The sequence below is a fragment of the Sphingomonas longa genome (genome assembly GCF_016892685.1).
In the GTDB taxonomy this organism is placed as follows: Bacteria; Pseudomonadota; Alphaproteobacteria; order Sphingomonadales; family Sphingomonadaceae; genus Sphingomonas; species Sphingomonas longa.
Genome location: NZ_JAFEMC010000003.1, coordinates 155,260 through 179,622, shown reverse-complemented (window position 1 = coordinate 179,622; position 24,363 = coordinate 155,260). Strand labels below are relative to the sequence as shown.

General features: G+C 67.8%; 27 protein-coding genes and 2 pseudogenes. 22 read left to right on the top strand and 7 right to left on the bottom strand.

Annotated elements, in window-relative coordinates:
• Positions 1 to 7 precede the first annotated feature (7 nt).
• The 5 genes from argH to ILT43_RS10735 all read left to right on the top strand — a co-directional run bounded on the left by argH (position 8) and on the right by ILT43_RS10735 (position 4,863).
• Positions 8 to 1,372 (top strand): argininosuccinate lyase, encoded by a 1,365-nt coding sequence (gene argH, locus ILT43_RS10755; RefSeq protein WP_211534492.1) that lies wholly within the window; start codon positions 8 to 10, stop codon positions 1,370 to 1,372.
• Positions 1,369 to 1,602: a hypothetical protein gene (locus tag ILT43_RS10750; RefSeq protein ID WP_204198969.1), complete on the top strand. Its 234-nt coding sequence runs from the start codon at positions 1,369 to 1,371 to the stop codon at positions 1,600 to 1,602. Before argH ends, ILT43_RS10750 begins: the two co-directional genes overlap by 4 nt.
• Positions 1,603 to 1,724: 122 nt before the next feature.
• The gene (gene lysA / locus ILT43_RS10745) at positions 1,725 to 2,987 is read left to right on the top strand and encodes a diaminopimelate decarboxylase (protein WP_204198968.1); all 1,263 of its coding nucleotides are present in this window, start codon (positions 1,725 to 1,727) and stop codon (positions 2,985 to 2,987) included.
• Between the two features lie 170 nt (positions 2,988 to 3,157).
• Positions 3,158 to 3,913, top strand: coding sequence for a precorrin-2 dehydrogenase/sirohydrochlorin ferrochelatase family protein (locus ILT43_RS10740; protein WP_204198967.1), 756 nt, complete (start codon positions 3,158 to 3,160; stop codon positions 3,911 to 3,913).
• Complete coding sequence (locus ILT43_RS10735) at positions 3,910 to 4,863, top strand: zinc transporter ZntB (protein ID WP_204198966.1); 954 nt, start codon at positions 3,910 to 3,912, stop codon at positions 4,861 to 4,863. The genes ILT43_RS10740 and ILT43_RS10735 overlap by 4 nt, the downstream gene beginning before the upstream one ends.
• 6 nt (positions 4,864 to 4,869) lie before the next feature.
• On the opposite strand, the gene ppc is transcribed toward ILT43_RS10735, so the two are convergent.
• On the bottom strand, positions 4,870 to 7,554 hold the full coding sequence (ppc, locus tag ILT43_RS10730) for a phosphoenolpyruvate carboxylase (protein WP_204198965.1): 2,685 nt from the start codon (positions 7,552 to 7,554) through the stop codon (positions 4,870 to 4,872).
• Between the two features lie 202 nt (positions 7,555 to 7,756).
• On the opposite strand from ppc, the gene ILT43_RS10725 reads away from it, so the two are divergent.
• The 3 genes from ILT43_RS10725 (at position 7,757) to ILT43_RS10715 (ending at position 8,702) form a co-directional block, all read left to right on the top strand.
• A complete protein-coding gene (locus tag ILT43_RS10725) occupies positions 7,757 to 7,957 on the top strand; it encodes a hypothetical protein (RefSeq protein ID WP_204198964.1) in 201 nt (66 codons plus the stop codon).
• A 148-nt stretch (positions 7,958 to 8,105) separates the two neighbouring features.
• Entirely contained in the window at positions 8,106 to 8,405 is a 300-nt protein-coding gene (locus ILT43_RS10720) for a hypothetical protein (protein ID WP_204198963.1), read from the top strand.
• A gap of 36 nt (positions 8,406 to 8,441) precedes the next feature.
• The gene (locus tag ILT43_RS10715; RefSeq protein ID WP_204198962.1) at positions 8,442 to 8,702 is read left to right on the top strand and encodes a hypothetical protein; all 261 of its coding nucleotides are present in this window, start codon (positions 8,442 to 8,444) and stop codon (positions 8,700 to 8,702) included.
• Between the two features lie 27 nt (positions 8,703 to 8,729).
• Here ILT43_RS10715 and ILT43_RS10710 read toward each other — a convergent pair whose 3' ends face one another.
• Both ILT43_RS10710 and ILT43_RS10705 read right to left on the bottom strand, forming a co-directional pair.
• Entirely contained in the window at positions 8,730 to 9,134 is a 405-nt protein-coding gene (locus ILT43_RS10710; RefSeq protein ID WP_204198961.1) for an EF-hand domain-containing protein, read from the bottom strand.
• A 26-nt stretch (positions 9,135 to 9,160) separates the two neighbouring features.
• Complete coding sequence (locus ILT43_RS10705) at positions 9,161 to 9,727, bottom strand: HNH endonuclease (protein ID WP_318293487.1); 567 nt, start codon at positions 9,725 to 9,727, stop codon at positions 9,161 to 9,163.
• 80 nt (positions 9,728 to 9,807) lie between these two features.
• Here ILT43_RS10705 and gluQRS point away from each other — a divergent pair, with 80 nt between their 5' ends.
• From gluQRS to egtD, 5 genes are read left to right on the top strand one after another with little or no spacing between them, the layout of a single operon-like run.
• On the top strand, positions 9,808 to 10,662 hold the full coding sequence (gene gluQRS / locus ILT43_RS10700; RefSeq protein WP_204198960.1) for a tRNA glutamyl-Q(34) synthetase GluQRS: 855 nt from the start codon (positions 9,808 to 9,810) through the stop codon (positions 10,660 to 10,662).
• 9 nt (positions 10,663 to 10,671) lie between these two features.
• On the top strand, positions 10,672 to 10,899 hold the full coding sequence (locus ILT43_RS10695) for a twin transmembrane helix small protein (protein WP_204198959.1): 228 nt from the start codon (positions 10,672 to 10,674) through the stop codon (positions 10,897 to 10,899).
• A 24-nt stretch (positions 10,900 to 10,923) separates the two neighbouring features.
• Positions 10,924 to 11,472 (top strand): cob(I)yrinic acid a,c-diamide adenosyltransferase, encoded by a 549-nt coding sequence (locus ILT43_RS10690; protein WP_204198958.1) that lies wholly within the window; start codon positions 10,924 to 10,926, stop codon positions 11,470 to 11,472.
• A gap of 37 nt (positions 11,473 to 11,509) precedes the next feature.
• Positions 11,510 to 12,757, top strand: coding sequence for an ergothioneine biosynthesis protein EgtB (egtB, locus tag ILT43_RS10685; RefSeq protein ID WP_204198957.1), 1,248 nt, complete (start codon positions 11,510 to 11,512; stop codon positions 12,755 to 12,757).
• 1 nt (position 12,758) lies between these two features.
• Positions 12,759 to 13,736 carry an L-histidine N(alpha)-methyltransferase gene (gene egtD / locus ILT43_RS10680; protein WP_204198956.1) on the top strand — a complete coding sequence of 326 codons (978 nt, stop codon included), beginning with the start codon at positions 12,759 to 12,761 and terminating at the stop codon, positions 13,734 to 13,736.
• Here egtD and ILT43_RS10675 read toward each other — a convergent pair.
• Positions 13,733 to 14,875 carry a DUF1176 domain-containing protein gene (locus ILT43_RS10675; RefSeq protein WP_204198955.1) on the bottom strand — a complete coding sequence of 381 codons (1,143 nt, stop codon included), beginning with the start codon at positions 14,873 to 14,875 and terminating at the stop codon, positions 13,733 to 13,735. The two genes, egtD and ILT43_RS10675, sit on opposite strands and share 4 nt — an antisense overlap.
• A 73-nt stretch (positions 14,876 to 14,948) precedes the next feature.
• Here ILT43_RS10675 and ILT43_RS10670 point away from each other — a divergent pair, with 73 nt between their 5' ends.
• The 4 genes and pseudogenes from ILT43_RS10670 to ILT43_RS19515 all read left to right on the top strand — a co-directional run.
• Positions 14,949 to 15,818: a 3-hydroxybutyryl-CoA dehydrogenase gene (locus tag ILT43_RS10670; RefSeq protein ID WP_204198954.1), complete on the top strand. Its 870-nt coding sequence runs from the start codon at positions 14,949 to 14,951 to the stop codon at positions 15,816 to 15,818.
• Between the two features lie 109 nt (positions 15,819 to 15,927).
• Positions 15,928 to 16,479 carry a fasciclin domain-containing protein gene (locus ILT43_RS10665; RefSeq protein ID WP_204198953.1) on the top strand — a complete coding sequence of 184 codons (552 nt, stop codon included), beginning with the start codon at positions 15,928 to 15,930 and terminating at the stop codon, positions 16,477 to 16,479.
• A gap of 135 nt (positions 16,480 to 16,614) precedes the next feature.
• Positions 16,615 to 17,805 (top strand): annotated as a pseudogene (locus ILT43_RS10660) (esterase-like activity of phytase family protein); the annotation flags it as partial.
• A 180-nt stretch (positions 17,806 to 17,985) separates the two neighbouring features.
• Positions 17,986 to 18,087, top strand: a pseudogene (locus tag ILT43_RS19515) (PEPxxWA-CTERM sorting domain-containing protein); the annotation flags it as partial.
• Positions 18,088 to 18,125: 38 nt separating this feature from the next.
• Here the strand turns inward: ILT43_RS19515 and ILT43_RS10655 are convergent.
• Positions 18,126 to 19,454, bottom strand: coding sequence for a nucleoside transporter C-terminal domain-containing protein (locus tag ILT43_RS10655; RefSeq protein WP_204198951.1), 1,329 nt, complete (start codon positions 19,452 to 19,454; stop codon positions 18,126 to 18,128).
• A 246-nt stretch (positions 19,455 to 19,700) separates the two neighbouring features.
• On the opposite strand from ILT43_RS10655, the gene ILT43_RS10650 reads away from it, so the two are divergent.
• Both ILT43_RS10650 and argB read left to right on the top strand, forming a co-directional pair.
• A complete protein-coding gene (locus ILT43_RS10650) occupies positions 19,701 to 20,333 on the top strand; it encodes a queuosine precursor transporter (protein WP_204198950.1) in 633 nt (210 codons plus the stop codon).
• Positions 20,334 to 20,471: 138 nt separating this feature from the next.
• Entirely contained in the window at positions 20,472 to 21,383 is a 912-nt protein-coding gene (gene argB, locus ILT43_RS10645; protein ID WP_204198949.1) for an acetylglutamate kinase, read from the top strand.
• Between the two features lie 34 nt (positions 21,384 to 21,417).
• On the opposite strand, the gene ILT43_RS10640 is transcribed toward argB, so the two are convergent.
• Entirely contained in the window at positions 21,418 to 22,182 is a 765-nt protein-coding gene (locus ILT43_RS10640) for a MerR family transcriptional regulator (RefSeq protein ID WP_204198948.1), read from the bottom strand.
• 122 nt (positions 22,183 to 22,304) lie between these two features.
• Between ILT43_RS10640 and ILT43_RS10635 the strand changes: the two genes are divergently transcribed.
• From ILT43_RS10635 to ILT43_RS10625, 3 genes are all read left to right on the top strand, one after another.
• Positions 22,305 to 22,613: a YggT family protein gene (locus tag ILT43_RS10635; RefSeq protein ID WP_204198947.1), complete on the top strand. Its 309-nt coding sequence runs from the start codon at positions 22,305 to 22,307 to the stop codon at positions 22,611 to 22,613.
• A gap of 63 nt (positions 22,614 to 22,676) precedes the next feature.
• The gene (gene folD, locus ILT43_RS10630; RefSeq protein WP_204198946.1) at positions 22,677 to 23,561 is read left to right on the top strand and encodes a bifunctional methylenetetrahydrofolate dehydrogenase/methenyltetrahydrofolate cyclohydrolase FolD; all 885 of its coding nucleotides are present in this window, start codon (positions 22,677 to 22,679) and stop codon (positions 23,559 to 23,561) included.
• Between the two features lie 11 nt (positions 23,562 to 23,572).
• A complete protein-coding gene (locus ILT43_RS10625; RefSeq protein WP_055845006.1) occupies positions 23,573 to 24,190 on the top strand; it encodes a MarC family protein in 618 nt (205 codons plus the stop codon).
• On the opposite strand, the gene ILT43_RS10620 is transcribed toward ILT43_RS10625, so the two are convergent.
• On the bottom strand, positions 24,177 to 24,359 hold the full coding sequence (locus ILT43_RS10620; protein WP_204198944.1) for a hypothetical protein: 183 nt from the start codon (positions 24,357 to 24,359) through the stop codon (positions 24,177 to 24,179). The two genes, ILT43_RS10625 and ILT43_RS10620, sit on opposite strands and share 14 nt — an antisense overlap.
• Positions 24,360 to 24,363: the final 4 nt, after the last annotated feature.

The window sequence follows — 24,363 nt, the reverse complement described above, 5'->3', positions numbered from 1 at the left end:
CAACAGCATGTGGGGCGGCCGCTTCGCCGAAGGGCCGTCCGCGGTGATGCGCGAGATCAACGCCTCGCTCCCCTTCGACCAGCGAATGTGGCGTCAGGACGTGGCGGGCAGCCGCGCGCATGTCGCCATGCTCGGGAAACAGGGCATCGTCCAGCCCGCCGACGCAGAAGCGATCGCCGAAGGGCTGACGCAGGTCGCCGCCGGCTATGAGCGGGACGGCGTGCCCGACGACCTGTCGCTGGAAGATATCCACATGCTGACCGAGGCGCGGCTGGCGGATGCGATCGGCCCCGTCGCCGGTCGCCTTCACACCGCGCGGTCGCGCAACGATCAGGTTGCGACCGATTTCCGCCTCTGGGTGCGCGATGCGATCGATCAGGTGCTGGATGCGCTGACGGCGTTCCAGGCGGCGCTGCTGGTGCGGGCGGAGGAGCATGCCGGGGCCGTAATGCCCGGCTTCACGCACCTGCAATCGGCGCAGCCGGTGACGCTCGGCCATCATCTGATGGCGTATCACGAGATGATCGCGCGCGACGTGTCGCGCTTCACTGATGCGCGAGCGCGGATGAACCTGTGTCCGCTGGGATCGGCGGCGCTGGCGGGGACTGGCTTTCCGATCGACCGGCACGCGACCGCAGAGGCGCTGGGGTTCGACGGGCCGACGCGCAACTCGCTCGATTCGGTCAGCGACCGCGATTTCGCGCTCGATTACCTTGCCGCGGCGGCGCAATGCTCGCTGCACCTGTCGCGCCTCGCGGAGGAGTTCGTGCTGTGGGCGTCGCAGCCCTTCGGCTTCGTCGCGCTCAGCGATCAATGGTCGACCGGCAGCTCGATCATGCCGCAGAAGCGCAACCCGGATGCGGCCGAGCTGGTGCGCGGCCATTCCGGCCGGATCACCGGGTGCCTCGTGTCGCTGATGATGACGATGAAGGGCCTGCCGCTCGCCTATTCGAAGGACATGCAGGACGACAAACCGCCGGTGTTCGAGGCGCACGACCTGCTCGGCCTCAGCATCGCGGCGATGACCGGCATGGTCGAGAGCGCGACGTTCCGCACCGATCGCATGCGCGCGCTGGCCGAATCGGGCTATGCCACCGCCACCGATCTCGCCGACTGGCTGGTGCGGGAGGCGGGGGTGCCGTTCCGCGAGGCGCATCATATCACTGGCCGCGCGGTGGCGCGGGCGGAGGCGCTGGGGGTGACGCTCGACGCGGTGCCGCTGGGCGATTTGCAGGCGATGGATGCGCGGATCGACGCGCGGGTGTTCGACGTGCTGTCGGTCGATGCCTCGGTCGCCAGTCGCACCAGCTTCGGCGGCACCGCGCCGGCCAATGTCCGCGCGGCGATCGCCGTCGCCAGGGGGGAAGCATGACGCGTCTCGTTCTTTTCGCGGCGTTGCTGCTCGCCGGGTGCGGCGCGGCGGACGGGTTGCAACCGCCGCCGGGCGGCAAGCTGCCCGTCGCCCCGGTCGGCGCGCGCGCGACGCCGACGCCGGCGCAGTTGCTGACCCCGACGACGCAGCAACGCCCGCTCCGCAACGACGAGCTGCTGCGCCGTTCGGAAGAGCGCCGCTCCGACGATTTCAACCTGCCGCCGCAGTGATCTTTCACCCCTCCCCTTGAGGGGGGCGGGGGGTGGGGTGCTTCCGCAAGCCCGTCGCTGGCGGAGAGGCCCCACCCCAACCCCTCCCCTGAAGGGGAGGGGCTATCGAACTTAGGAATCGCATGGACCATTTCGCCTATCGGGACGGTGTCCTCCACGTCGAGGACGTATCCGTACCCGCGATCGCAGAGGCGGTCGGGACGCCCGTCTACATCTACTCCGCCGCCACGTTGCGCCGCCATGCGCAGGTGTTCCGTGAGGGGTTGAAGGATGTTTCGCGCAAGCACCTCGCCTACGCGATCAAGGCCAATCCCAACCTCGCCGTCCTCCGCGTCCTCGCCGACGAAGGCTACGGCGCGGACGTAGTGTCGGTCGGCGAGATGAAGCGGGCGCTGGCCGCTGGCATGCCGCCCGCCGACATCGTCTTCTCGGGCGTCGGCAAGACCCGCGCCGAACTGGCCGCCGCGCTCGACGCCGGCATCGGCCAGTTCAACCTGGAGCTGGAGGAGGAGGGCGTCGTCCTCGCCGCGCTCGCCGCCGAACGGGGGCTGACTGCCCCCGCGACGCTGCGCGTGAACCCCGATGTCGACGCCGGCACGCACGCCAAGATCTCGACCGGCATGAAGGAGAACAAGTTCGGCGTGCCGATCGATCAGGCGGCGGACATGTATGCGCGCCTGTCGGGTCTGCCGGGCCTGAACCTGCGTGGGATCGCGATCCATATCGGCAGCCAGTTGTTCGACCTCGCCCCGCTGGAGGCGGCCTATGCGCGCGTCGGCGATCTCGTCGCGGAGTTGCGCGCGAGCGGCCACACGGTCACGCATGTCGACCTTGGCGGCGGTCTGGGCGTGCCGTACAGGAGCGGCGACATGCCGCCGTCTCCCGCCGATTACGGCGCGATGGTCGCGCGCGTCACCAAAGGGTGGGACGTAGAGCTGATGTTCGAACCCGGCCGCGTCATCGCCGGCAATGCGGGCGTGCTCGCGACCGAAGTTATCTGGGTCAAGCCGGGCGTCGTCCACCCCTATGTCATCGTCGATGCGGCGATGAACGACCTTGCCCGCGTCGCGCTGTACGATGCCTATCACGATTTCGTTGCGGTGGAGCCGACCGGCGAGCGAATGATCGCGAACATCGCCGGCCCGGTGTGCGAGAGCGGGGACACCTTCGCGATGGGCCGCGATATCGATGCGGTCGCGTCGGGCGATCTCGCGGTGTTGCGGACGGCGGGGGCGTACGGCGCGACGATGGCGTCGACCTACAACAGCCGCCCGCTGGTGCCCGAAGTGCTGGTCGACGGCGATCGGTATGCGGTGGTCGCCGACCGCGTCGCGGCGGAGGCGCTGATCGCGGCGGAGCGCGTGCCGGATTGGCTGGCGGGGTAATCCCTGACTGGGCTTTTGCTGAGGTAGGAACCCGACCCGTCATGCCGGGCTTGTCCGGGCATCCACGGTTCGCCACTAGGATCAGCCGGCCGGTTCGCGCACCGGTGGATGCAGGGACCGGCCCGGCATGACGCGACACAGAAAGCCCATCGGATGAGCAGCTACCGCCGATGACCCTCCACAGCCTTCCGCTCTTCGTCCGCCTCGTCGCTCGCCCCGTGATCCTGCTGGGTGAGGGCGAGGCGGCGGACGCCAAGCGCCGCCTGCTCGACCGTGCGGGGGCAGTCGTCGTGGGTGAGGACGTGTCCGCCACACTCGCCATCGTCGCGCTCGACGACGAAGCGGAGGCGCTGGCCGCGGTCGCCCGGCTGAAGGCGCGCGGGATCCTCGTCAACGCCGTCGATCGCCCCGATCACTGCGACTTCACGCTGCCCGCGATCGTCGACCGCGACCCGGTGCTGGTCGCGATCGGCACCGGCGGCGTCTCCGCGGGCCTCGCCGCGGCGTTGCGCCAGCGGCTGGAGGCGTTGCTGCCCGCCTCGCTCGGCACGCTCGCGAAGGGGCTGCACGCCGGTCGCGCGACGCTGCGCGCCCGCTTTCCCGACGGAGGCGAGCGGCGTCGCGCCATCGCCGCCGCACTCGCCCCTGCCGGGCCGCTCGATCCGCTGGAGGAGCGCGATGTCGCCGCGTGGCTGGTCGATCCGCAGGCGCCCGCGCCCGCTACGCTCGTCCGCATTGCGCTGACCTCGCCCGATCCGGACGACCTGACCCTGCGTCAGGCGAGACTGCTCGCCTCCGCCGACCGCGTCTTCCATGCCGCGGACGTGCCGCGCGCGATCCTCGACCGCGCCCGCGCCGATGCCGCGCGGATCGCGGGCGGACCGACCGACGAACCCGGCCTCTCGATCCGGCTGGACATGGCATGAAGGCGTATTGCTACCGGATCGTCGATGGTCAGGCGGAGGCGATCGACCTCGATCGCGCGATGGCGGAGCAGTGCCAGCTCATCTGGGTGCATTTGCCGCAGATCGACGCGGAGACGATCGCGTGGCTGCACGATGTGGCGCAGCTCGACGACTATATCGTCGATGCGCTGACCGCGACAGAAACGCGCCCCCGGTGCGAGGCGATCGGCCACGGCGCGTTCCTTAACCTGCGTGGCCGATCGCACGATCCGCTCGACAGTTCGGATCTGCTGGCGTCGGTGCGTATCTGGGCCGTGAAGGGCCGCTGCTACTCGGTCACGCGCAAACCGATGATTGCGGTCGGCGTCGTCAAGGAAGAGGTCGCAAAGGGCGAGATTCGCGATCCCGGCGACCTCATCACCGCCTTTGCCGCGGCGATTACCAACGACCTCGATCCCGACGTCGCCGATCTGGGCGATCAACTGGACGATTGCGAGGAGCGGCTGGACCCCAACCACGTCTTCGACCTGCGCCGCACCGTCAGCAAGGTGCGGGTCGCGGCGATCACCTATCGCCGTTTCCTCAGCCCGCAGCGGGCAGCGCTGGAGAAGCTGGCGTCGTTGTCGGGCGACTGGCTGGGCGACGACGACCGCCTCCACATCGCCGCCGCCGCCGACCGCGCCGCGCGCATGGCCGAGGAACTGGAATCGATCCGCGAACGCTCCGCATTGATGCACGAAACGCTGTCCGACCTGCGCGCGGAGCAGATCGACAGCCGCTCGCTCGTCATTTCGATCGTGGCGATGGTGTTCCTGCCGCTGACGTTCCTGACCGGTCTGTACGGCATGAACGTGGAAGGGCTGCCGTTCGCCAAGGAGCCGTGGGCGTTCGATATGATCGCCGGCATGTGCATCGCGATTTCGGTCGGGGTGATCGGGTGGTTCCTGCGCAAGCACTGGTTTTCGGGCTGACGCGCGTCAGCCCGAGTTGCGCAGGCCCGTCGCGATGGCGTTGATCGACAGCAGGATGCCCTCCCCGATCCGCTCGTCCTGATCGCCGGCGCGGTGGCGCTTCATCAGTTCGATCTGGAGCAGGTTGAGCGGCTCGATATAAGGCAGCCGCAGCCGGATCGAGGCGTCGAGCGCCGGGTGATCCTCCAGCAGGCGCGACTGGCCGGTGGTGGCGAGCAGACCGTCCTGCGTCAGGTGCCACGCGTCGCGGATCGTCGTGAACCGGTCGCGCAGACCGTCCTCGACCAGCTCCGCATAGCGCGCCGCGACGGTCATGTCCGACTTCGCCAGCACCATTTCCATGTTGGCAAGCGTGGAGGCGAACAGCGGCCAACCCTTCGCCATCTCGCGCAGCAGGCCCTTGTCCCCGAACGCCGCGATGGCCTGACCGACCCCGTACCAGCCGGGCAGCATCACGCGCGCCTGTGCCCAGCTGAACACCCACGGGATCGCGCGCAGATCCTCGATCCGGTCGGACTTGGTGCGGCTGGCGGGGCGGCTGCCGATCTTGAGGTTCGCGATCTCCGCGATTGGAGTCATCTGGCGGAAGAAGGTCCGGAAATCGTCGGAACCGTAGACGAGGTCCCGATAGGCGCGGAAGGCGGTGCCGGACAGCGTCTCCATCGCCGCGGCGAAGGCGCTGTTTTCCGAGTTGGACAGGCGTGCGGGTTCGAGACTGGCGAGCAAGGTCGCCGACGCGATCGCCTCCAGATTGGTCGCCGCGCTTTCGCGGGTGCCGTATTTGGCGGCGATCACCTCGCCCTGTTCGGTGATGCGGATGCGGCCCTGCACGGTGCCGGTCGGCTGCGCACGGATCGCCGCGAAGGCGGAGCCGCCGCCGCGCCCGACCGCGCCGCCGCGTCCGTGGAACAGCTGCATGCCGACGCCCGCCGCCTCGAACACCGGGCGGAGCGCCGTCGATGCCTTGGACAGACCCCAGGTCGAAGACAGGTAGCCGCCGTCCTTGTTCGAATCGGAATAGCCGATCATCACCTCCTGATGCCCGCGGGCGGCGGCGATCGCGGCCACTTCCGGGAGCGCGAACCAGTCGGTCATGATCGCCGGTGCCGCCTCCAGATCCTCGATCGTCTCGAACAGGGGCACGGCCATGATTGCGGCAGTCGGCGTGTCGCCAGGACGGTAGAGGCCGGCTTCCTTGAGCAGCAGGTGCACCTCCAGCAGGTCGGACACCGATTTGGCCATCGACACGATGTAGATGCCGATCGCGGCGGGGCCGTAACGGGCATGCGCCTCCGCCGCGGCCTGGACGATCGCGAGTTCGGACGCGGTTTCGTCCGAATAGGCGTGGAAGCGGCTGGTCAGCGGACGTGGCGATGCGAGTTCGCGGCGGAGAAGCGCGATCCGCGCCGCTTCGTCGAGCGCGAGATAGTCGGCGTCGACCCCGGCGACCGCGAGCAGTTCCGCAACGACGCGTTCGTGCACCGCGGAATTCTGGCGCAGGTCGAGCGCGGCGAGGTGAAATCCGAACACGTCGACCGCGCGGACCAGCCGGCCGAGCGCGCCGCTCGACCGCAAGGCACCGTCCCCGCCCTTGATCGCGCCCATCGTCGCCAGCGCGCGGGCGAGCGTGACCAGATCGGCGCGGAACGCCTGTGGGTCGGGGTAGCGTGCGCCGCGGAGCGCGCCGGGCCGGGGCGCGCCCTTGCCGGTCAGCGCCTGATAGGTGGCGGCGAGGCGCGCGTAGATGCCCGACAGCGCACGGCGGAACGGTTCGTCCTGACGGCTGGTGGCGGTATCGCCGCTTGCATTCGCCAGCGCCTCGACCGCGGGATCGATGTCGATGCGCAGCGAGGAGATCGACAACTCCGCCCCCAGCGCGTGGATCGTATCGCAATAATAGCCGAGCACCGCCTCGCTCGCGCGGCCCAGCGCCAGCGTCAGCGAGGCCGCGGTGACGTTGGGATTGCCGTCGCGGTCGCCGCCGATCCAGCTTCCCGGTCGCAGGAAGGGCGGCGTGCGATGCCCGAGCGCGCGGTCCCAGCGCTGGTAGAGGGCGGGCAACACCGGCAGGAACACGTCGCGCAAATAGGACAGCGCGGTTTCCACCTCGTCCGCCACCCCCAGCCGGTCGCGGCGCAGGACGCGCGTCTGCCACAAAAGGGCGATTTGCCGCGTGATCGCTTCGTCGACGAGATCGCCTTCGGTCGTTTCCTCGCGCCCCGCGTCGCGGATCGCCAACAGTTCGGCAATGCGGTTGCGATGGTCGATCATGCTCTTGCGCCGCACCTCGGTCGGGTGAGCGGTCAGCACGGGCGCGACCAGCGCGTGGTCGAGCAGCGCCAGTACCGACGCGGCATCGACGCCCTCGTCGGCGAGCCGGCGCAGCGCGGAGGCGACGTCCGCGCCCTCCTCGGCGGCGATGCCCTGACGATCCTCGGCGAGGTTCGCCAGCATCGAGAACAGCATGAAGCCGCGAACGAAATCCAGCGTCTCGTTGAGGTCGAGCTTTTCGAGCTGGAGGTCGACGGACGCGCCGTCGTTCAGGCCGCGGTGCCGTTCGACCGAGGCACGGCGGATCGTCTCCGTCGCCGCGAACAGCCGCTCGCCGCCATAGGCGCGGATCACGTCGCCGAGCAGCGCGCCGAGGTATCGGATGTCGGGATTGTTCGCGATGGGGGGAAGGCTGGCCATGCGACGATGCTGCGCTGCGGCAGGGCGGGCGTCAACTGTCATGCTCTTACCGGCCAAGAGCGGACCTGCCGGTCGCGATCTTCAGAATCGTTAAACGTCTTCGGCGTATTCGGGCGATGTGCGGCATGACCATGCTCCGATCCGTCAGTCCAGCGACCCCTTCGGGAGCCGCTCCGCTGGCGTTACGCGGGAGTTCGCGGCGATGGCGGCGGATATCGGCGAGCTCGAGCGCATTGCCGCCGATCCGCTCATCGGCGACGGCGCGGAGCCGCTGCGCGCGCTGGCCGAACGCCTTCGGTCGACGATGGAAGACCAGTTCGACGGTATGGCGGCACAATCCGCCGTCTTCCCCTGGTGGGAGGCGCGATGCCGCGATGTGCAACAGGCCATCCGGCGGTCCTGACACGCAACAGGTTAATTTTCATGCGCGATGTCCCGGTCCGGGGCGGTGGCTGCAGACGTTAACCACGATGCTCGATTAACGCCATTTTAGGCGCGTCGATGCGCCAGTAATTGAGGAACATCCGTCAGGACGCTGCCATTCGGACGTGGTGGCCATCATCATCGACATCACCGACAAGCTCACCCTGCTGCGCAGGGCGCGTCGGTTGGCGAAGGATGTGCAGAGATCGCAGCTTCGGATGGCGCAGGGCCTGCTTCAGGCGACCGAGGACGAAGTGAAGCGGCAGATGCAGGTGCTGTGCGATCAGGAGGCGGGGAAGGACGAGGTCGATGCGGCGATCCAGATCATGCCGCTGTTAACCAAACTCCTCCTCCAGCGGCGCGAGAAACTGGGTCGCCTCGAAGCCGAATTCCTCGGCAACCCCTATGGGGACGTCAAGGAGGAGTAATCATCGTCAGCGTACACGCGTAGAGGAGATGACGGCATGGATATGGGTCTGGATCAGGGCTGGCGCGATGACGCCAGCCCGGTGGAGCTTCTCACGGTTGACGATGGGCTCGGCGACGGCGGGTTGGGCGATGATGGGCGTGGCGCGGAGGAGCGGAACGAGCTGCACTTCCTCGCCGCGCTGTGCGACGAACTGATGCGCAGCCTGTTGGCGGCGGGCGTTCTCAGCCGCGCGCAGCTCAACGAGGTCGAGGCGGCGGTGGCCAAGCGCGTCGGCCATTCGCCCAGAAGCTGGTAGGGCGGCTGGTCTTCACGGAACCAGGGCTTACGGCCCCGGCGCGACCGGGGTCGGCGCGCCGCGCTGACCACCGCGATAGGCTTCACGCTCCTCGGAGGTGACGGTCCCGTCGTGGTTCAGGTCCATCGCATCGAACCGCGCGAGCAGCCCTTCGGAATATTCGATCTGGGTGATCTTGCCGTCGCCGTTGCGGTCGAGGGTGGTCAGCCGCGTGTTGGCGCGAGGCAGTTCGTCCGTGGTCAGCGCGTCGTCGCCATTGCGATCGAGCGTGCGGAACCGGCGGCTGATCGCGCCGCCGTAATCGAGTCGCGACGTGACCGAGGGCGGCGTGAAGTTCGCGGCCTTCGCATCGGCCGCCGCCATATTGTCCTGCGCCTTGTCGCCGCACGCCGCCACTGCGAGCGCCATCACGCCCGCCACCACGATCCGCATCGATATCCCCAATTCAGCCCAGTCGTTCAGGCTTCCAGCTCGATATCCCAGTAGAGCCAGTCATGCCACGTATCGTGCAGGTAATTGGGCGGGAAGGACCGCCCATGTTCCTGCAGATGCCAATTGGTGGGGCGTATAGGCTCCACATACAATGGCATCGCCGCCTGTTTCGGCGTTCGACCGCCTTTTTTCAGGTTGCAGGGGGCGCAGGCGGTGACCACGTTTTCCCATGTCGTCCGTCCGCCCTGCGCGCGCGGGACGACATGGTCGAAGGTCAGATCGCGCGCGACGCCGCAATATTGGCAGGCGAACCGATCGCGCAGGAACAAGTTGAAGCGGGTGAAGGCGGGAAATTGCGACGGCTTCACATATTGCTTCAGCGCGATTACGGACGGCAGCTTCAGCGACACCTTGGCGCTGTGCACCTCCCGCTCGTAATGCGCGACGACGTCGACGCGGTCGAGGAACATCGCCTTGACGGCGGTCTGCCACGGCCACAGGCTGAGCGGGTAATAGGACAGCGGCGTATAGTCCGCGTTGAGCACGAGCGTGGGACAACTGTCGGGGTGCCGGATCAGGTCGGGATGAAACACGCGCCCTCCCAAGCGAATTCGCCGATGATCTCGCGGGCGCTGTCGCCCATCGGCGTGACGCCATGATGACAGCACGGAGCATGATTCCGGGTCAAGGGGGGATAGTTACCCGCTTCGCCCCAAGCCCGACCGGGCGGCTGCATCTGGGGCATGCCGCCTCCGCGATTCGCGCGCATGACTTCGCGGTTACGCGGGGCGGGCGGTTCCTGCTGCGGATCGAGGATATCGACGGGACGCGGAGCCGGCCGGAGCATGTCGCGGCCATCCTGGCCGATCTCGCCTGGCTGGGGCTCCGCTGGGAAGGGCCGGTGTTCCAGTCGCAGCGGCTGGACCTGTACGCCGAAGCACTTGCGAAGCTGGACGCGATGGGGCTGGTCTATCGCTGCTACTGCACGCGTGCGGCGATCGCGGCCAGCCTGTCGGCGCCGCACGGGCCGGAGGCGGTGTATCCGGGTATCTGCCGAAACCGGCCGCGCCACGAGGACACGGATGCGCCGCATTGCTGGCGACTGGATGTCGCGAAGGCGCTGGCGCGGACCGGGCCGCTGAACTGGTGGGACGAAACTGCGGGGACCATTGCGTGCGAGGCGGCGGCGCAGGGTGATGTCGTGCTGGCGCGGAAGGATGCGCCGTCCAGCTATCATCTGGCGGTCACCGTCGACGACGCGGCGCAGGGCGTGACGGACGTGGTGCGCGGTATCGACCTGTTCGCCGCGACGCACATCCACCGATTGTTGCAGGCGCTGCTCGCGGTGCCGACGCCGCGCTATCGTCATCATCCGCTGCTGACCGGCCCGAACGGCGAGCGGCTGGCGAAGCGGCACGGTGCGCCGACGTTGGCAGCCCTGCGTGAGGCTGGGGAGGATGGTCGTGCGCTGGCCGACCTGCTGCGGGCGGGCCGCTTGCCCACTGGTTTTTCGGCGCGGAACGCCTAGATTAGCGTCATGAACACGTTCCTCGTCATCCTGCTGATCGCCGCGATGATCGCGACGGTCGTGGCGCTCGTCCGCGGCGTCGTCTCCTTCCTTCAGGAATCGCATGCACAGGTGCATGGCGAGGGGCCGAGCCAGGCATCGCTCAAGTCCAACCGCATGATGCAGCAGCGCATCTTCTTCCAGGCGCTGGCGGTGCTGATCGTGGTCGTGATCCTGTTCGCGGCGGGCCGTACCTGACGCTGTCCGCGCGCTGATCCCCCGATGGTCAAGCTCACCAAGATCTACACCCGCACCGGCGACACCGGCACCACCGGGCTGGTCGACGGATCGCGCGTCGCGAAGTCCGATCCGCGCATCGCCGCGATCGGCGACGTGGACGAGGCCAACAGCGTGTTAGGCGTGGCGCTGATCGACGTCCTGGCCGGGCCGGTGCGCGATGAGCTGGCTCGCATCCAGAACGACCTGTTCGACCTGGGGGCCGACCTTGCGACGCCCGGTGGCATCGACGGCGCTTTGCGTATCGTGCCGACGCAGGTCGAGCGGCTGGAGCAGGCGATCGATGCACTGAACGCCGACCTGTCTCCGCTGACCAGCTTCATCCTGCCCGGTGGCGATGCCGGTGCGGCCGGATTGCATTTGGCGCGTGCCGTGGTCCGGCGCGCCGAACGCTCGGTCACCGCAATGCCGGACGTGAGCCACGTAGCTGCAACCTATATCAATAGACTGTCGGATTACCTGTTCGTAGCCGCGCGGGCGCTGAACCAAAGCGGCGCAGGCGACGTTCTGTGGGTTCCGGGGGGAACGCGCTGAGCTTAAGGTCCGCGCAACATTGGCGAAAGGCGCGGGCATGACGATAGCGGCGGTAGCGGACGCACGGTCACCCCTTGGCGAGCGACTGAAGGCGGTCCGGGCATTGAGTCTGGCGCTGGCAGGGCCGCTGTCGGATGCCGATGCGACGGTGCAGTCGATGCCGGACGCGTCGCCGACCAAATGGCATCTGGCGCATACCACGTGGTTCTTCGAGACGTTCGTGCTCCGCGATCACGTGCCCGGATACCGGCTGCACGATCCGCGCTGGCCGTTCCTGTTCAACAGCTATTACGAGGCCGAGGGTCGTCGCCATGCGCGTGACCGTCGCGGCATGCTGACGCGTCCGTCGCTGGACGAGGTGCGGGCGTACCGCGCACACGTCGACGCGGCGCTGGTCGCGGCGCTGCCGACATTGGCGGACGCGGCGCTGGAACTGGTCGAACTCGGCTGTCACCACGAGGAACAGCATCAGGAACTGCTCGTCACCGATATCCTGCATGGCTTTTCCGAAAACCCGCTGGAGCCTGCATTGTGGCCGGCGGCGCGCAAGGTGCCGGTGGCGATGCCGGGGCCGATCGCATGGGTGGAGGGACGGACCGGCATCGTCCAGATCGGTCATGCCGGCGATGGTTTCGCGTTCGATTGCGAAGGGCCGCGTCACGATGCGTTGCTGACCCCGCACGCGCTCGCCGACCGGACGGTCACCAATGGCGAGTGGCAGGCGTTCATCGCCGATGGCGGCTACCGCGAGGCGCGCTGGTGGCTGGCGGACGGCTGGGCGTGGGTGAAGGCGGAGGCGATCGTCGCGCCGTTATACTGGGAGGAGCAGGACGGCGTCTGGACGCGCTTCGGCCTAGACGGTCGGCGCGCGATCGATCCGGCCGCGCCCGTCACGCATGTCAGCTTCTTCGAGGCGGACGCCTATGCCGCCTGGGCCGGTGCGCGCCTGCCGACCGAGTTCGAATGGGAAGCGGCGGCGGCCGGACTTGACCCCGCCGGTGGCAACCAGATGGCCGATGCGGGTCCGGTCGAGCCACGACCGGGCGGCGGGCTGTTCGGAGATGTCTGGGAATGGACCGGCAGCGCGTACCGCCCCTATCCCGGCTTCAAGCCGGTCGAGGGTGCGGTCGGCGAATACAACGGCAAGTTCATGAGCGGGCAGTTCGTGCTGCGAGGCGGATCGTGCGCGACGCCGCGTGGTCACGCGCGGGCCAGCTACCGCAACTTCTTCTACCCGCATCAACGGTGGCAGTTCACCGGCGTGCGGCTCGCCAGGGATCTCTGACATGCTCAAGCAGGACGACGCGGACGGCACGCGCAGCTTCGCCGATCCGGCCTTCCGCGCCGACGTGCTGGCGGGACTGGAGCGCCGACCGCGCGCGATCCCGGCGCGCTGGTTCTACGATCGTCGCGGGTCGGAACTGTTCGAACACATCACCGATCTGCCGGAATATTACCCCACGCGAACCGAAGTCGCGATCCTGTCGCGGATCGGCGACGATGTGCGTGCGCGGATCGGCGAGGGACGTGCGGTGGTCGAGTTCGGCTCCGGCTCCTCGACCAAGACTCCGCTGCTGCTGGAGGCGATCGCGCCGTCCGCCTATGTCCCGATCGATATCTCGGGAGATTTCCTGCGCGCGTCGTCGAAGGTGCTGGCGGCACGCTTCCCCAACCTGCTGGTGCTGCCGTTCGAGGCGGATTTCATGCGGCCACTGACGCTGCCGCGGACGATCGCAGACGCACCGAAGCTGGGGTTCTTCCCGGGCAGCACGATCGGCAACATGACGCCGGCGATGGCGACCGACCTATTGCGCGCCATGAAGGCGTCGCTGGGCGAGGGCGCGATGCTGCTGATCGGGATGGACCGGATCAAGGATGCGGACGTGCTCGTTCCCGCCTATGACGATGCGGCGGGGGTGACGGCGGCGTTCAACATGAACCTGCTGGAGCGGATCAACCGCGAACTCGACGGGACGGTGCCGATCGACGCGTTTCGGCACGAGGCGCGGTGGAACGACGATCGCGCACGGGTCGAGATGCACTTGACCGCCACGCGCGACGCGACGTTCGACGTCGACAAGCGGCCGTTCGCGATCGCGGCGGGCGAGTCGATCCACACCGAGAACAGCCACAAATACGGTGCACGCGATGCCCGCATCCTGTTGCGCGCGGGTGGATGGACGCCGGTAGCGGAGTGGACCGATCCGGACGGGCTGTTCGCGGTGTACCTGGCGGAGGCGCAGGCGGAACGCGTCGCGCCCTAGTCGGGCTGTTGCCGCACCACCTGCGCGCGCCAGGTGGTGATGTAATGGGGATTGCCGCGGCACTCGCCCATTTCCGATTGTTCGGACAGGCGGAAGCGGGTGCCGTCCCAGACCAATGTCTGCATGACCCCGCAGTCGCCAAGGCCGCGACCCTTGGCGTAGCTGGTGAGTTCGCCGTTTTTCCACGCGCCGTTGACGACGGAGGTCGTCGCGTCCTCGGCGGCGGCGGGGGTGGGACCGAAGCCGGTGGGGACATCGGCCTTGGCGACCTCGACAGCATCGCCGCGGATCACGAACAAGGCCGACGACAGGTTATACGCCCCCGACGAGCAGGGCAGCATCACCAGCGTCGTGCCGCCGCCGAGCGCGTGCACCTCCGGCGGCATCTTGGCGGCGAAACTGTCGTCGCCGCAGGCCGCCAGCCGCTTCATGTCGGCAAGTTGCTTCGGCGTCGGCTTCGACGTGCTACCGGTCGCGACCACGGCGCGGATGACGGGAGCTGCGCGGCGATCCGGGACCGTCACTGCGGGCCTGTCGCCCTTCGCGACCAGCGCGGTTACCGTGCCGGCGCGACCCTGTTGCGCGTCGATCCAGCGCATGGCGGCGGACGCGCCCTTCAGCGACAGGGTGGCGCGGCGTTTGTCGCCGGCCTCCAGCACCGCGAGCGTCGTGCCGTTCGCCATCGCTGCGCCGGTCGCGGCAGCGGCCGAGCCGTTCAGCGCCGGCAGCGGCATGCGGCGACTGTCGATCGTCACTGCTACGGGGCGGACGGGCTTTTCGTCGCCCGCGACGTCGAAGGACAGATCGATCGCGCCGTCCGGTCCCGGCTGCCGCAAGACGGCCATCGTCACCGGCGGGAACGGGTAGGCTCCATCCTCCGGCCCCAGCGAGGCCATCTGGCACAGGGCGGTATTGTCGCACGCGACGATCCAGTCGCCGAACGTCTTCTGTTCGCCCGGCTTCACCGGTGTCGGGGCGGCGTCCGCCACTGGTGTCGGTGTCGGTGCCGCCTGTGGTGAGGCGGCGGCGGCGTTGAGAGTCGGGCTGGGCGCGGACTCCGGCGCGTCGGAGACGGTGCACGCCCCCAGCAGGACGGAGCCGAAGACGAGCGCCGTAGCGGCGGGCAAAGCGATACGCATGCAGGGACAAACCCCGATGCTGGCGAGCGCGTTCCGCAGCCGCTATGCGCGCGGACATAGAGGAGAGAGCAGCATGCGGACTATCGGCGTGATCGGGGCGGGGCAAATGGGCGCAGGCATCGCGCAAGTGTCTGCCCAGGCAGGATTCAAAGTCCTGCTGGCCGACGTGTCGCAGGCACAGGCGGACAAGGGCAAGGCGGGGATCGCCAAGCAGCTCGACCGGGCGGTGACGAAGGAGAAGATCACCGGCGACGCGCGGGACGCTGCGCTGATGCTGATCGAACCGGTCGAGTCGGTGGCGGCGATGGGCGATTGCGAACTGGTCATCGAAGCGGCGACGGAGCGCGAGGCGATCAAGCGCCAGATCTTCGCCGATGTCAGCAAGGTGCTCCGCGCCGATGCGGTGCTGGCGTCGAACACCTCGTCGATCCCGATCACCCGGCTGGCGCAGGCTGCGCCCGACGCGGCGCGCTTCGTCGGCGTGCATTTCTTCAACCCGGTGCCGGTGATGGGCCTGATCGAACTGATCCGCGGCCTCGCCACGTCGGACGACACGGTGGCGGCGGTGGAGCGCTACGCGCAGGCCCTGGGCAAGCGTGTCGTGCGCGCCAACGATGCACCGGGGTTCATCGTCAACCGCGTGCTGATGCCGATGCTGAACGAGGCATGCTTCGCGCTGGGCGAGGGCGTCGCGACGATCCCGGATATCGATGCCGCCTGCCAGTTGGGCCTTAATCATCCGATGGGGCCGCTGACGCTGGCGGATTTCATCGGTCTGGATACGTGTCTGGAGATCACGCGCGTGTTGTTCGAGGGGACGGGCGATCCCAAGTTCCGGCCCGCGCCGCTGCTGGTGAAATATGTCGAGGCGGGTTGGTATGGGAAGAAGACCGGGCGCGGCTTCTATGACTATTCGGGCGAGACGCCGGTGCCGACGCGCTGATCTTGCGCGCGGGTAACGCACGTTGCCCGTACGCAAAGTTGCTTTGCATCAATAACCATGAGCCGTCCGTATCTCCTCCGCGTCGCTGGACGGCGCGGAGGAGAGCAGCATGAACCGGAATATCCTGAACGCAGTGGCCGTGGTCGCGATGGTCGCGGGCGGCGGAGCGGTCTACGCGCAGAAGAATCCCAAGGTCGGCGGTGCCGCGATGTACCCGACCAAAACCATCGTCGAGAATGCTGCGGCATCGAAGGACCACACGACGCTGGTCGCGGCGGTGAAGGCGGCCGATCTGGTCGGCACGCTGTCCGGCCCCGGACCGTTCACCGTCTTCGCGCCGACCAATGCGGCGTTCGCGAAGCTGCCGGCCGGGACCGTCGACACGCTGGTGAAGCCGGAGAACAAGGCGACGCTGACCGGCATCCTGACCTATCACGTCGTTCCCGGCCGGATCACGGCGAAGGAGATCGCAGCAAAGGCGAAGGCGAACGGCGGCACCGCGACCTACACGACCGTGCAGGGTGAGCCGCTGACGTTCCACAAGGCGGGTGCCGGCTGGGGCATCATGGACGCCAAGGGCAATATGGGCCGGATCACGATCGCCGACGTGTATCAGTCGAACGGCGTCATTCACGTCATCGATACGGTGATGATGCCGTAACAAACGGGGCCTTGGTGGTTCTCCGGCTGGTGCCGAAGAACCACCGAGGGCCGCGGGAGTCTTCGTCCCGTCGCTGAAGCGTCATGGGCGCGTCATCGCCATCCTGTCTGGCCGAACGGTTAACAGGAGTGAACCATGATGCGCCGTATCGCTACGTTACTGATTGCCGTTGCCATTCCGGCCCTGCCGGCCCACGCCGCCAGCTTCGTCTCCAGCCTGTCGATCGCCAATGGCACCGACCTGTCGGGCTTTGCGGGCATCGGTAACAACCGACTGGGCGGGTTCGGGTCGGACCTCGTCTACAACGCCACCGACGGACTATTCTATGGCATCACCGATCGCGGGCCGGGCGGTGGCGTGCTGTCCTATGCACCGCGCATGCAGGCATTTTCGCTCGACATCGATTCGACCGGCGCGATCGGCGGGTTCACGTTGCAGCGGACGACGGTGTTTACCGACATGACCGGTCAGGCGTTCAATGGCTTGAACCCGCGCCTGCTGAACGGGAATAGCGCGACGCTTGGTCGCTCGTTCGATTCCGAGGGGCTGGCGCGGCTGGCGAACGGCAACTTCCTCGTATCCGACGAATATGGTCCGTCCTTGTACGAGTTCGACGCGAATGGCCGGATGATCCGCAGCTTTACGACACCGGCCAACCTGCTGCCGAAAGAGGCGAACGGAACGCCGAACTATGTCGATGGTCGCCCGACGATCACCAGCGGTCGTCAGGACAATCGCGGGTTCGAGGGGCTGACGGTGACGCCGGACGGCAAGACCGCCTATGCGATCCTCCAGGACCCGCTGGTCGAGGAAGGCCGCGCCAACAACGGCACCGCCGACGGTCGCTTCAGCGGCAACGTCCGCATCGTCGCGTTCGATGTCGCGACCGGCCAGTCGACCGGTCAGTTCATTTATCAGCTCGAGGATCGTGCCGACATCAACGCGCGCGTGACGGACACGTTCGGGGCGAACAATCAGGGCCGGTCGATCGGCGTGTCGGCGATCCAATCGCTCGGCAATGGCAAGTTCCTGGTGCTGGAGCGGGACAACCGCGGCCTGAGCGTCGACGATACGGCGTCGACCGAAGTCGCGTCCAAGCGAATCTACCAGATCGACCTGACGGGTGCGACGAACGTGGCCAACATCAGCCTGGCGGGCACCAACACGCTGCCGGCGAACGTAATCGCGGCGAAGAAGGATGCCACGCCGTTCATCGACATCGCCGCCGCGCTGAAGGCGCGTGGATTGCAGGTGCCCGAGAAGATCGAGGGCTTCACCTTCGGACCGCGCACTGCGGATGGCGGCATCACGCTGATCGTCGCAACCGACAACGACTTCTCCGTCACGCAGAACGGCAGCGGCACGCAGTTCGACGTGTGCGTCAATGCGACCAACACGGTGCGGTCGCAGGTGGCGCTGGGCGGCGCATGCCCGACCGGCCAGTCGCTGATCCCCAATCTCGTCTACAGCTTCAAACTGTCGCGCGCCGAGTATCTGTCGCTGACCGGCGCGGTGCCGGAGCCGGCGACGTGGGCGATGATGATCGCGGGCTTCGGTCTGGTCGGCGGGGCGATGCGGCGCCGGCGGACGGCAGTGCTTTTCGCCTGAAGCATAAAGGGGGAGGGCTATGGCCCCTCCCCCCGGTTTCAGCCGATCAGCAGGCCGGCAAGCGCGGCGGACATCAGGTTCGCGAGGCTGCCGGCGACCAGCGCTCGGATGCCCAATTTCGCAATCATCGGCCGCTGATTGGGGGCGAGGCTGCCCGTCACCGCCATCTGGATCGCGATCGACGAGAAATTCGCGAAGCCGCACAGCGCGAAGGTGACGATCGCGACCGTGCGCGGCGACAACGCCGCCGCCTGCTGCCCGAGCGAGATATAGGCGACGAACTCGTTCAGAACTATCTTCTGCCCGAACAGGCCACCCGCGATCCCGGCCTCGCGCCACGGCACGTTGAGCAGGAACAGCACGGGCGAGAAGACGTAGCCGAGCAGCCCCTGGAACGACAGGCCGGTCAGCCCGATGATGTTGCCGAACCCACCGAGCAGCCCGTTGGCGAGCGCCACGAGGGCGACGAACGCCAGCACCATCGCGCCCACCGCCACGGCCAGTTTGACGCCGGTCTGCGCACCCTGCGCGGCGGCCATGATGAGGTTCGCGGGGCGCTCCTCGTCATGCGTGGCGTCGGGTAGCGGCTCGCCCGGCGTTCCTTCGGGCAGCAAAGCGGCGGGGCCGACGCCGCTGATCCGCGCCTCGGCAAGGTGCACGTCGTGCGCGTGGACATCGCCGAGCGGCAGTTCGCCCTGCACCGGGACGCGTGCATCCGGCATGATGATCTTGGCCATCAGGATACCGCCCGGCGCGGCCATGAAGCTGGCGGCGAGCAGATATTCGATCGAGATGCCCATCGAGGCATAGGCCGCCAGGATCGTGCCCGCGACGCCGGCCATGCCGCTGGTCATGACGGTGAACAATTGCGGCGGGGTAAGGCCGGCGAGATAGGGGCGGATGACCAGCGGCGATTCCGACTGGCCGACGAAAATGTTCGCCGCCGCGCAGAGCGACTCGACCTTCGACACGCCGATCACCTTTTCGATGCCGCCGCCGATCCAGCGCACGACCAGCTGCATGACGCCGAGATAATAGAGGATCGACACGAGGCTGGCGAAGAAGATGATGACGGGCAGCGCCGCGATCGCGAAGCTGTTGCCGCCGATCGCCGGCGTCGCGAGGGGGCCGAACAGGAAGTCGGTTCCCGCCTTCGCGTAGCTCAACAAGTCCGCGACGCCGCCTGACAGGAAGGCGAGCACCGACCGGCCCCAGGGAGCATACAGCACCAGCACCGCGATCCCGACCTGAAGCGCGAAGGCCGCACCGACGACGCGCAGCCGGATCGCGCGCCGGTCGCTGGACAGGAGGACGGCGATACCGAGGATGACGACTATGCCGGCGATACCGATCAGGAAGCGGCTCACGAACGGCCCGCCCGGCCGGAAAACGCGCGATTGGTCCCAAACGTCACGGCAAACAGCCCCTTCTTGAGACGTTTCGCACGCCCCGAACCTCGATATTGCCGCACGTTATGGCAATAATCGCGGGCGTAGGACAGCCCCGTGGTGGCGGGCAGCCGGCAATGCAGGAACAGGGAGCGCGCAAAAGCATGAACGGCGATGCCATGGCCGAGATTGTGCCCGTCGACGGTGGACGCTAGCACTCCGGCGATGGATACCGCACTCCGCATCCCCCGCTCGCTGTTCGCTTTTTCGATCTTCTACGGCGGGATGGTGTGCATCGCCGGCGTGCTCGGCAATAAGCAGGTGGCGCTCGGGCCGCTCGCGGTCGAGGCGGGGATCTTCGCCTTCCTGCTGCTGGTTGTGACGTCGTCGGCGGTCGCGGAACTGCACGGGCGCGACATCGCTAACCGGCTGGTGCGGATCGGCTTCGTGCCCTTGGTCGTGTCGATCCTGCTGGCGGTCGTGGTGCTGGCGGTGCCGGCGAGCCCGCAGATGGAGCCGGCCAGGCGTGACGCGTTCGCGCTGATGATGGGCGGCACGCCGCGCATCTGGGTGGGCGGGATCGTCGCCTACGGTATCTCGCAGACGCTGAACGTCACGATCTTTTCGTGGCTGAAGGGGCGGGAGGGATCGACGCTGCTGTGGCTGCGTGCCGGGATCGCCAGTATCCTGAGCCAGATCGTCGACACGCTGCTGTTCGTGTCCATCGCGTTCCTCGGCGTGTTTCCGATCGGCGAGCTGCTGGCGGGTCAGATGCTGGCGAAGGTGGTGCTGTCGGCGGTGTTGGTGCCGCCGGCGATCTACCTGTTCGTTGGATTGGGGCGGCGGCTGGACCGGTAGCGGCGGCGACCTCTCCGGGATGGCCGATCGACGCGGAATCGGCGGTGTGGCGGCTTGTCGCACTGCACGCCTCATATGTCGCCCCTCGAATACCGACATCCGCTTTCGTCTCCTCGTCGCGATCGTTAAGGGCGCAGCATGACCGACCATTCACCCGACGCCGCCCTGCTCGCCAAGGCGGAGACGCTGACCGAGGCGTTGCCGTATCTTCAGCGTTACGCCGGCCAGACCTTCGTCGTGAAATATGGCGGCCACGCGATGGGCGATCCGGAGTTGCAACGCGACTTCGCGGAGGACGTGGTTCTGCTGAAGGCGGTCGGGATCAATCCGGTCGTCGTCCACGGCGGCGGTCCGCAGATTGGCGCGATGCTGAAGCGGCTGGGCGTCGAGTCGCAGTTCGTGAACGGACTGCGCGTGACCGACGCGGAGACCGCGAAGATCGCCGAGATGGTTCTCGCGGGATCGATCAACAAGGATATCGTCGGCTGGATCGGACAGGCGGGCGGACGCGCGGTCGGCATCTCCGGCAAGGATGCCGGGCTGGTGCTGGCGGAGAAGGTCGGCCTGCGCGATCCCGATCCGTTGCAGGGGATCGAGCGGCATGTCGATCTGGGCTTTGTCGGCGAGCCGATTGCGGTCGACCGGCGTATCCTCGACACGCTGTCGCACGCGGGCATCATCCCGGTCGTCGCGCCGGTCGGCGTTGGCGCGGACGGGACGACGTACAACATCAACGCCGATACGATGGCCGGCGCGATCGCAGCGGCGATGGGGGCGTCGCGGTTCTTTCTGCTGACCGATGTCGCCGGGGTGCTCGACAAGCAGGGCGAGTTGCTGACCTCGCTCGACCCGGTCGCGGTGGAGCAACTGCGCGCCGATGGGACGATCACCGGTGGCATGATCCCCAAGATCGAGACGTGCGTGGCGGCGGTGCAGTCCGGCGTCGACGCTGCAGTCATCCTCGACGGCCGCATCCCTCACGCGATGCTGCTGGAGATCTTCACGCGGCAGGGTGCGGGCACGTTGGTGAGCGCGAAGGCGGCGCGATAGCCGACGCTATCGGCCGCCCCTTCACTCCCGCACGCTAGCCGCGAGCGGCTTTGACGGCCTTGATGAAGCTCCACACCTCCGGCGAGAAGGGTGGCTGGCGGTCACCCCGCCATTCCGGCATCGCATCGTAGAGTTTCGTTGCGCCCTTCATCATCTCTGGCGTCGCGACGGCCGTGAACGGCGCGAGCAGCGCCTGCCACGCATCGTAGAGTTCGCCGGCCTGCGGCGAGGCGGGGTCGAGCGGGAGGGCGGCGGCGATGCGGGTACCCAGCGCCTGCCACTGGTCGGCATAGCCCTGCTGGTCGAAGCCGGTCGGCATGCGATCGGCCCAGCGGGCCTGTTCTTCGGGCGTGTAGTAGCGGTCGACGACCTGTTTCCAGTCGGCGTGCGTCATGATCCTGTCTCCTTGTGAAATCAGCAAGCAGAGGGTCGCGGCATCGAGCGGCTCGCCGCGGTCGAGGCGGGACTGGGCGGCGATCAACACCGTGCGGGCGGCGGCGAGATCATCGATCCGCCGGTCGAGCGCTGCGAGTTGTGCGGCGACGATCCCGGCGATCGGGAGCGGACGGTCGGCGAGCACCGCGCCGATCTGGGACAGCGTGAACCCCGCCGCCTTCAGCGCAACGATGCGGCCGAGGCGTTCCAGCTCCGCGGCTCCGAAGATGCGGCGACCGGCGGCGGTGCGCAGCGGGCGGACCAGTCCGCGCGCCTCGTAGAAGCGCAGCGCGCGGGCGCTCAGCCCGGTGCGGCGGACCACGTCGGCGATGTCGAGTGGCGCGATGTCGGGTGGCGTGTGCATGATTCGCCGGGTAGCGGATGACGCTGCGTCAGCTTCAAGCGGTTTTTGCATGGCATCGGGTGTTCGCGCCGCCCGGGACACCCTATAGATGCTGGCGACACCCGTTTCGGAGAGTTCCCGCCTTGATCGCCATCCTCCAGATCGTCCAGCTGCTCCTCAACGTCCTGTGGTGGATCATCGTCGTGCAGGCGATCCTGTCGTGGCTGATCGCGTTCAACGTCATCAACACGTACAGCGACTTCGTGCGGACGGTGTGGAATGCGCTGCAGCGGATCACCGAGCCGCTCTATCGGCCTATCCGGCGCATCCTGCCCGATTTCGGCGCACTCGACCTGTCGCCGATGGTCGTGCTGCTGATCGTGTACATCCTGTCCAACATCGTGCTGCCGAACATCATGATGAACTACATGGCGGCCACGACCGCGGTCTGAACCTCGCACCGGTCGGCATTCGCTACGCTGGCGAAAACGACGCCGGGGCTTTATGGGACGGCCATGACGGCTCCTATTTCTTCCGCCACGATCATCGACGGCAAGGCGCACGCCGCCGCCCTGCGCCAGCGCGTCGCGGAGGGTGTCGCGACCTTCACCGCCGCGACCGGACGCCAGCCGGGACTGGCGGTGGTGCTGGTGGGCGAGGACCCTGCGTCTGCGGTCTATGTCCGCTCCAAGGGCAAGGCGACGGCCGCCGCGGGCATGAACAGCATCGAGCATCGCCTGCCGGTCGACATCGACCAGACCGGGCTGCTGGAACTGGTCGCCGAACTCAATGCCGATGACGGCGTCGACGGCATCCTGGTGCAATTGCCGCTGCCGTCGCACATCGACAGCCATGCGGTGATCGCCGCGATCGATCCGGCGAAGGATGTCGACGGTTTTCATCCCGTCAATGCGGGGCGGCTGGCGACCGGATTGCCGGCACTGGTGCCATGTACGCCGCTGGGCTGCATCATGATGCTGAAGGCGGTGCACGGCCATCTCGCCGGGCTGGACGCCGTAGTGGTGGGACGGTCGAACATCGTTGGCAAGCCGATGGCGCAGCTGCTGCTAGCTGAGAGCTGCACGGTCACGATCGCGCACAGCCGCACGCGCGACCTGTTCGCGGCGGTGCGGCGGGCGGACATCGTCGTCGCGGCGGTCGGGATTCCGAGGATGATCGAGGGCGGCTGGATCAAGCCAGGCGCGACGGTGATCGACGTGGGCATCAACCGCACCGACGACGGGCTGGTCGGCGACGTCGACTTCGACAGCGCGGTGCAGGTCGCAGGGGCGATCACGCCGGTGCCGGGCGGCGTCGGGCCGATGACGATCGCCTGCCTGTTGCGCAACACGCTGGTCGCGGCCAGCCGCCGCGCTGGCGTCGCCGAGCCGGAGTTGTGAGCACGTCCGGCCTGCTCGAGCTGTTCGTCTCGTCGCTGATCACGTTCTTCGTCGTCATCGATCCGCCCGGCTGCGCGCCGATCTATGCCGGCCTGTCGGCGGGCGCGACGCCGATCCACCGGCGTACGATGGCGGTGCGCGCGGTCGGTGTCGCGGCCGCGATCCTCGTCGTGTTCGCGCTGTTCGGCGAGGCGCTGCTGCGCGGGCTGGGGATCAGCCTGGCCAGTTTCCGCATCGCGGGCGGAATCATGCTGTTCCTCATCGCGCTGGAGATGGTGTTCGAAAAGCGGACGCAGCGGCGCGAAGACCGTGCCGCCAACATCTCCTCCGACGAAGCGGAGGACGTGTCGATCTTCCCGATGGCGATGCCGATGATCGCCGGACCGGGATCGATCGCATCCGTCATGCTGCTGATGAGCCGCAACGACGGGCTGGAACGCTCGGCGGTGGTGATGGCTGCCCTGGCGTCGATCCTGCTGCTGACGCTGGTAAGCTTGCTGGCGGCGGGGCCTTTGATGCGGATGCTGGGTGCGAAGATCGAGGCCGTGATCACGCGCCTGCTCGGCGTGTTGCTGGCGGCGCTGGCGGTTCAGTTCGTGATGGACGGGCTGGCGGTCACGCTGCGTTGACGGCGGGCTCGGTCCCCGGCGGGGCGTAGCCAAAGCCGGTCAGCTGTTCGAGCGCGTCGTTCAACCCGATGCCGACGCGGTGCAGCCCAAGCGAATCGGCGAGCGACAGCGACTCGGCAATCATCGCTGCAAGCTGCCTGTGCTGATCGGTGGGGCTGAACGTCTGCATCGGA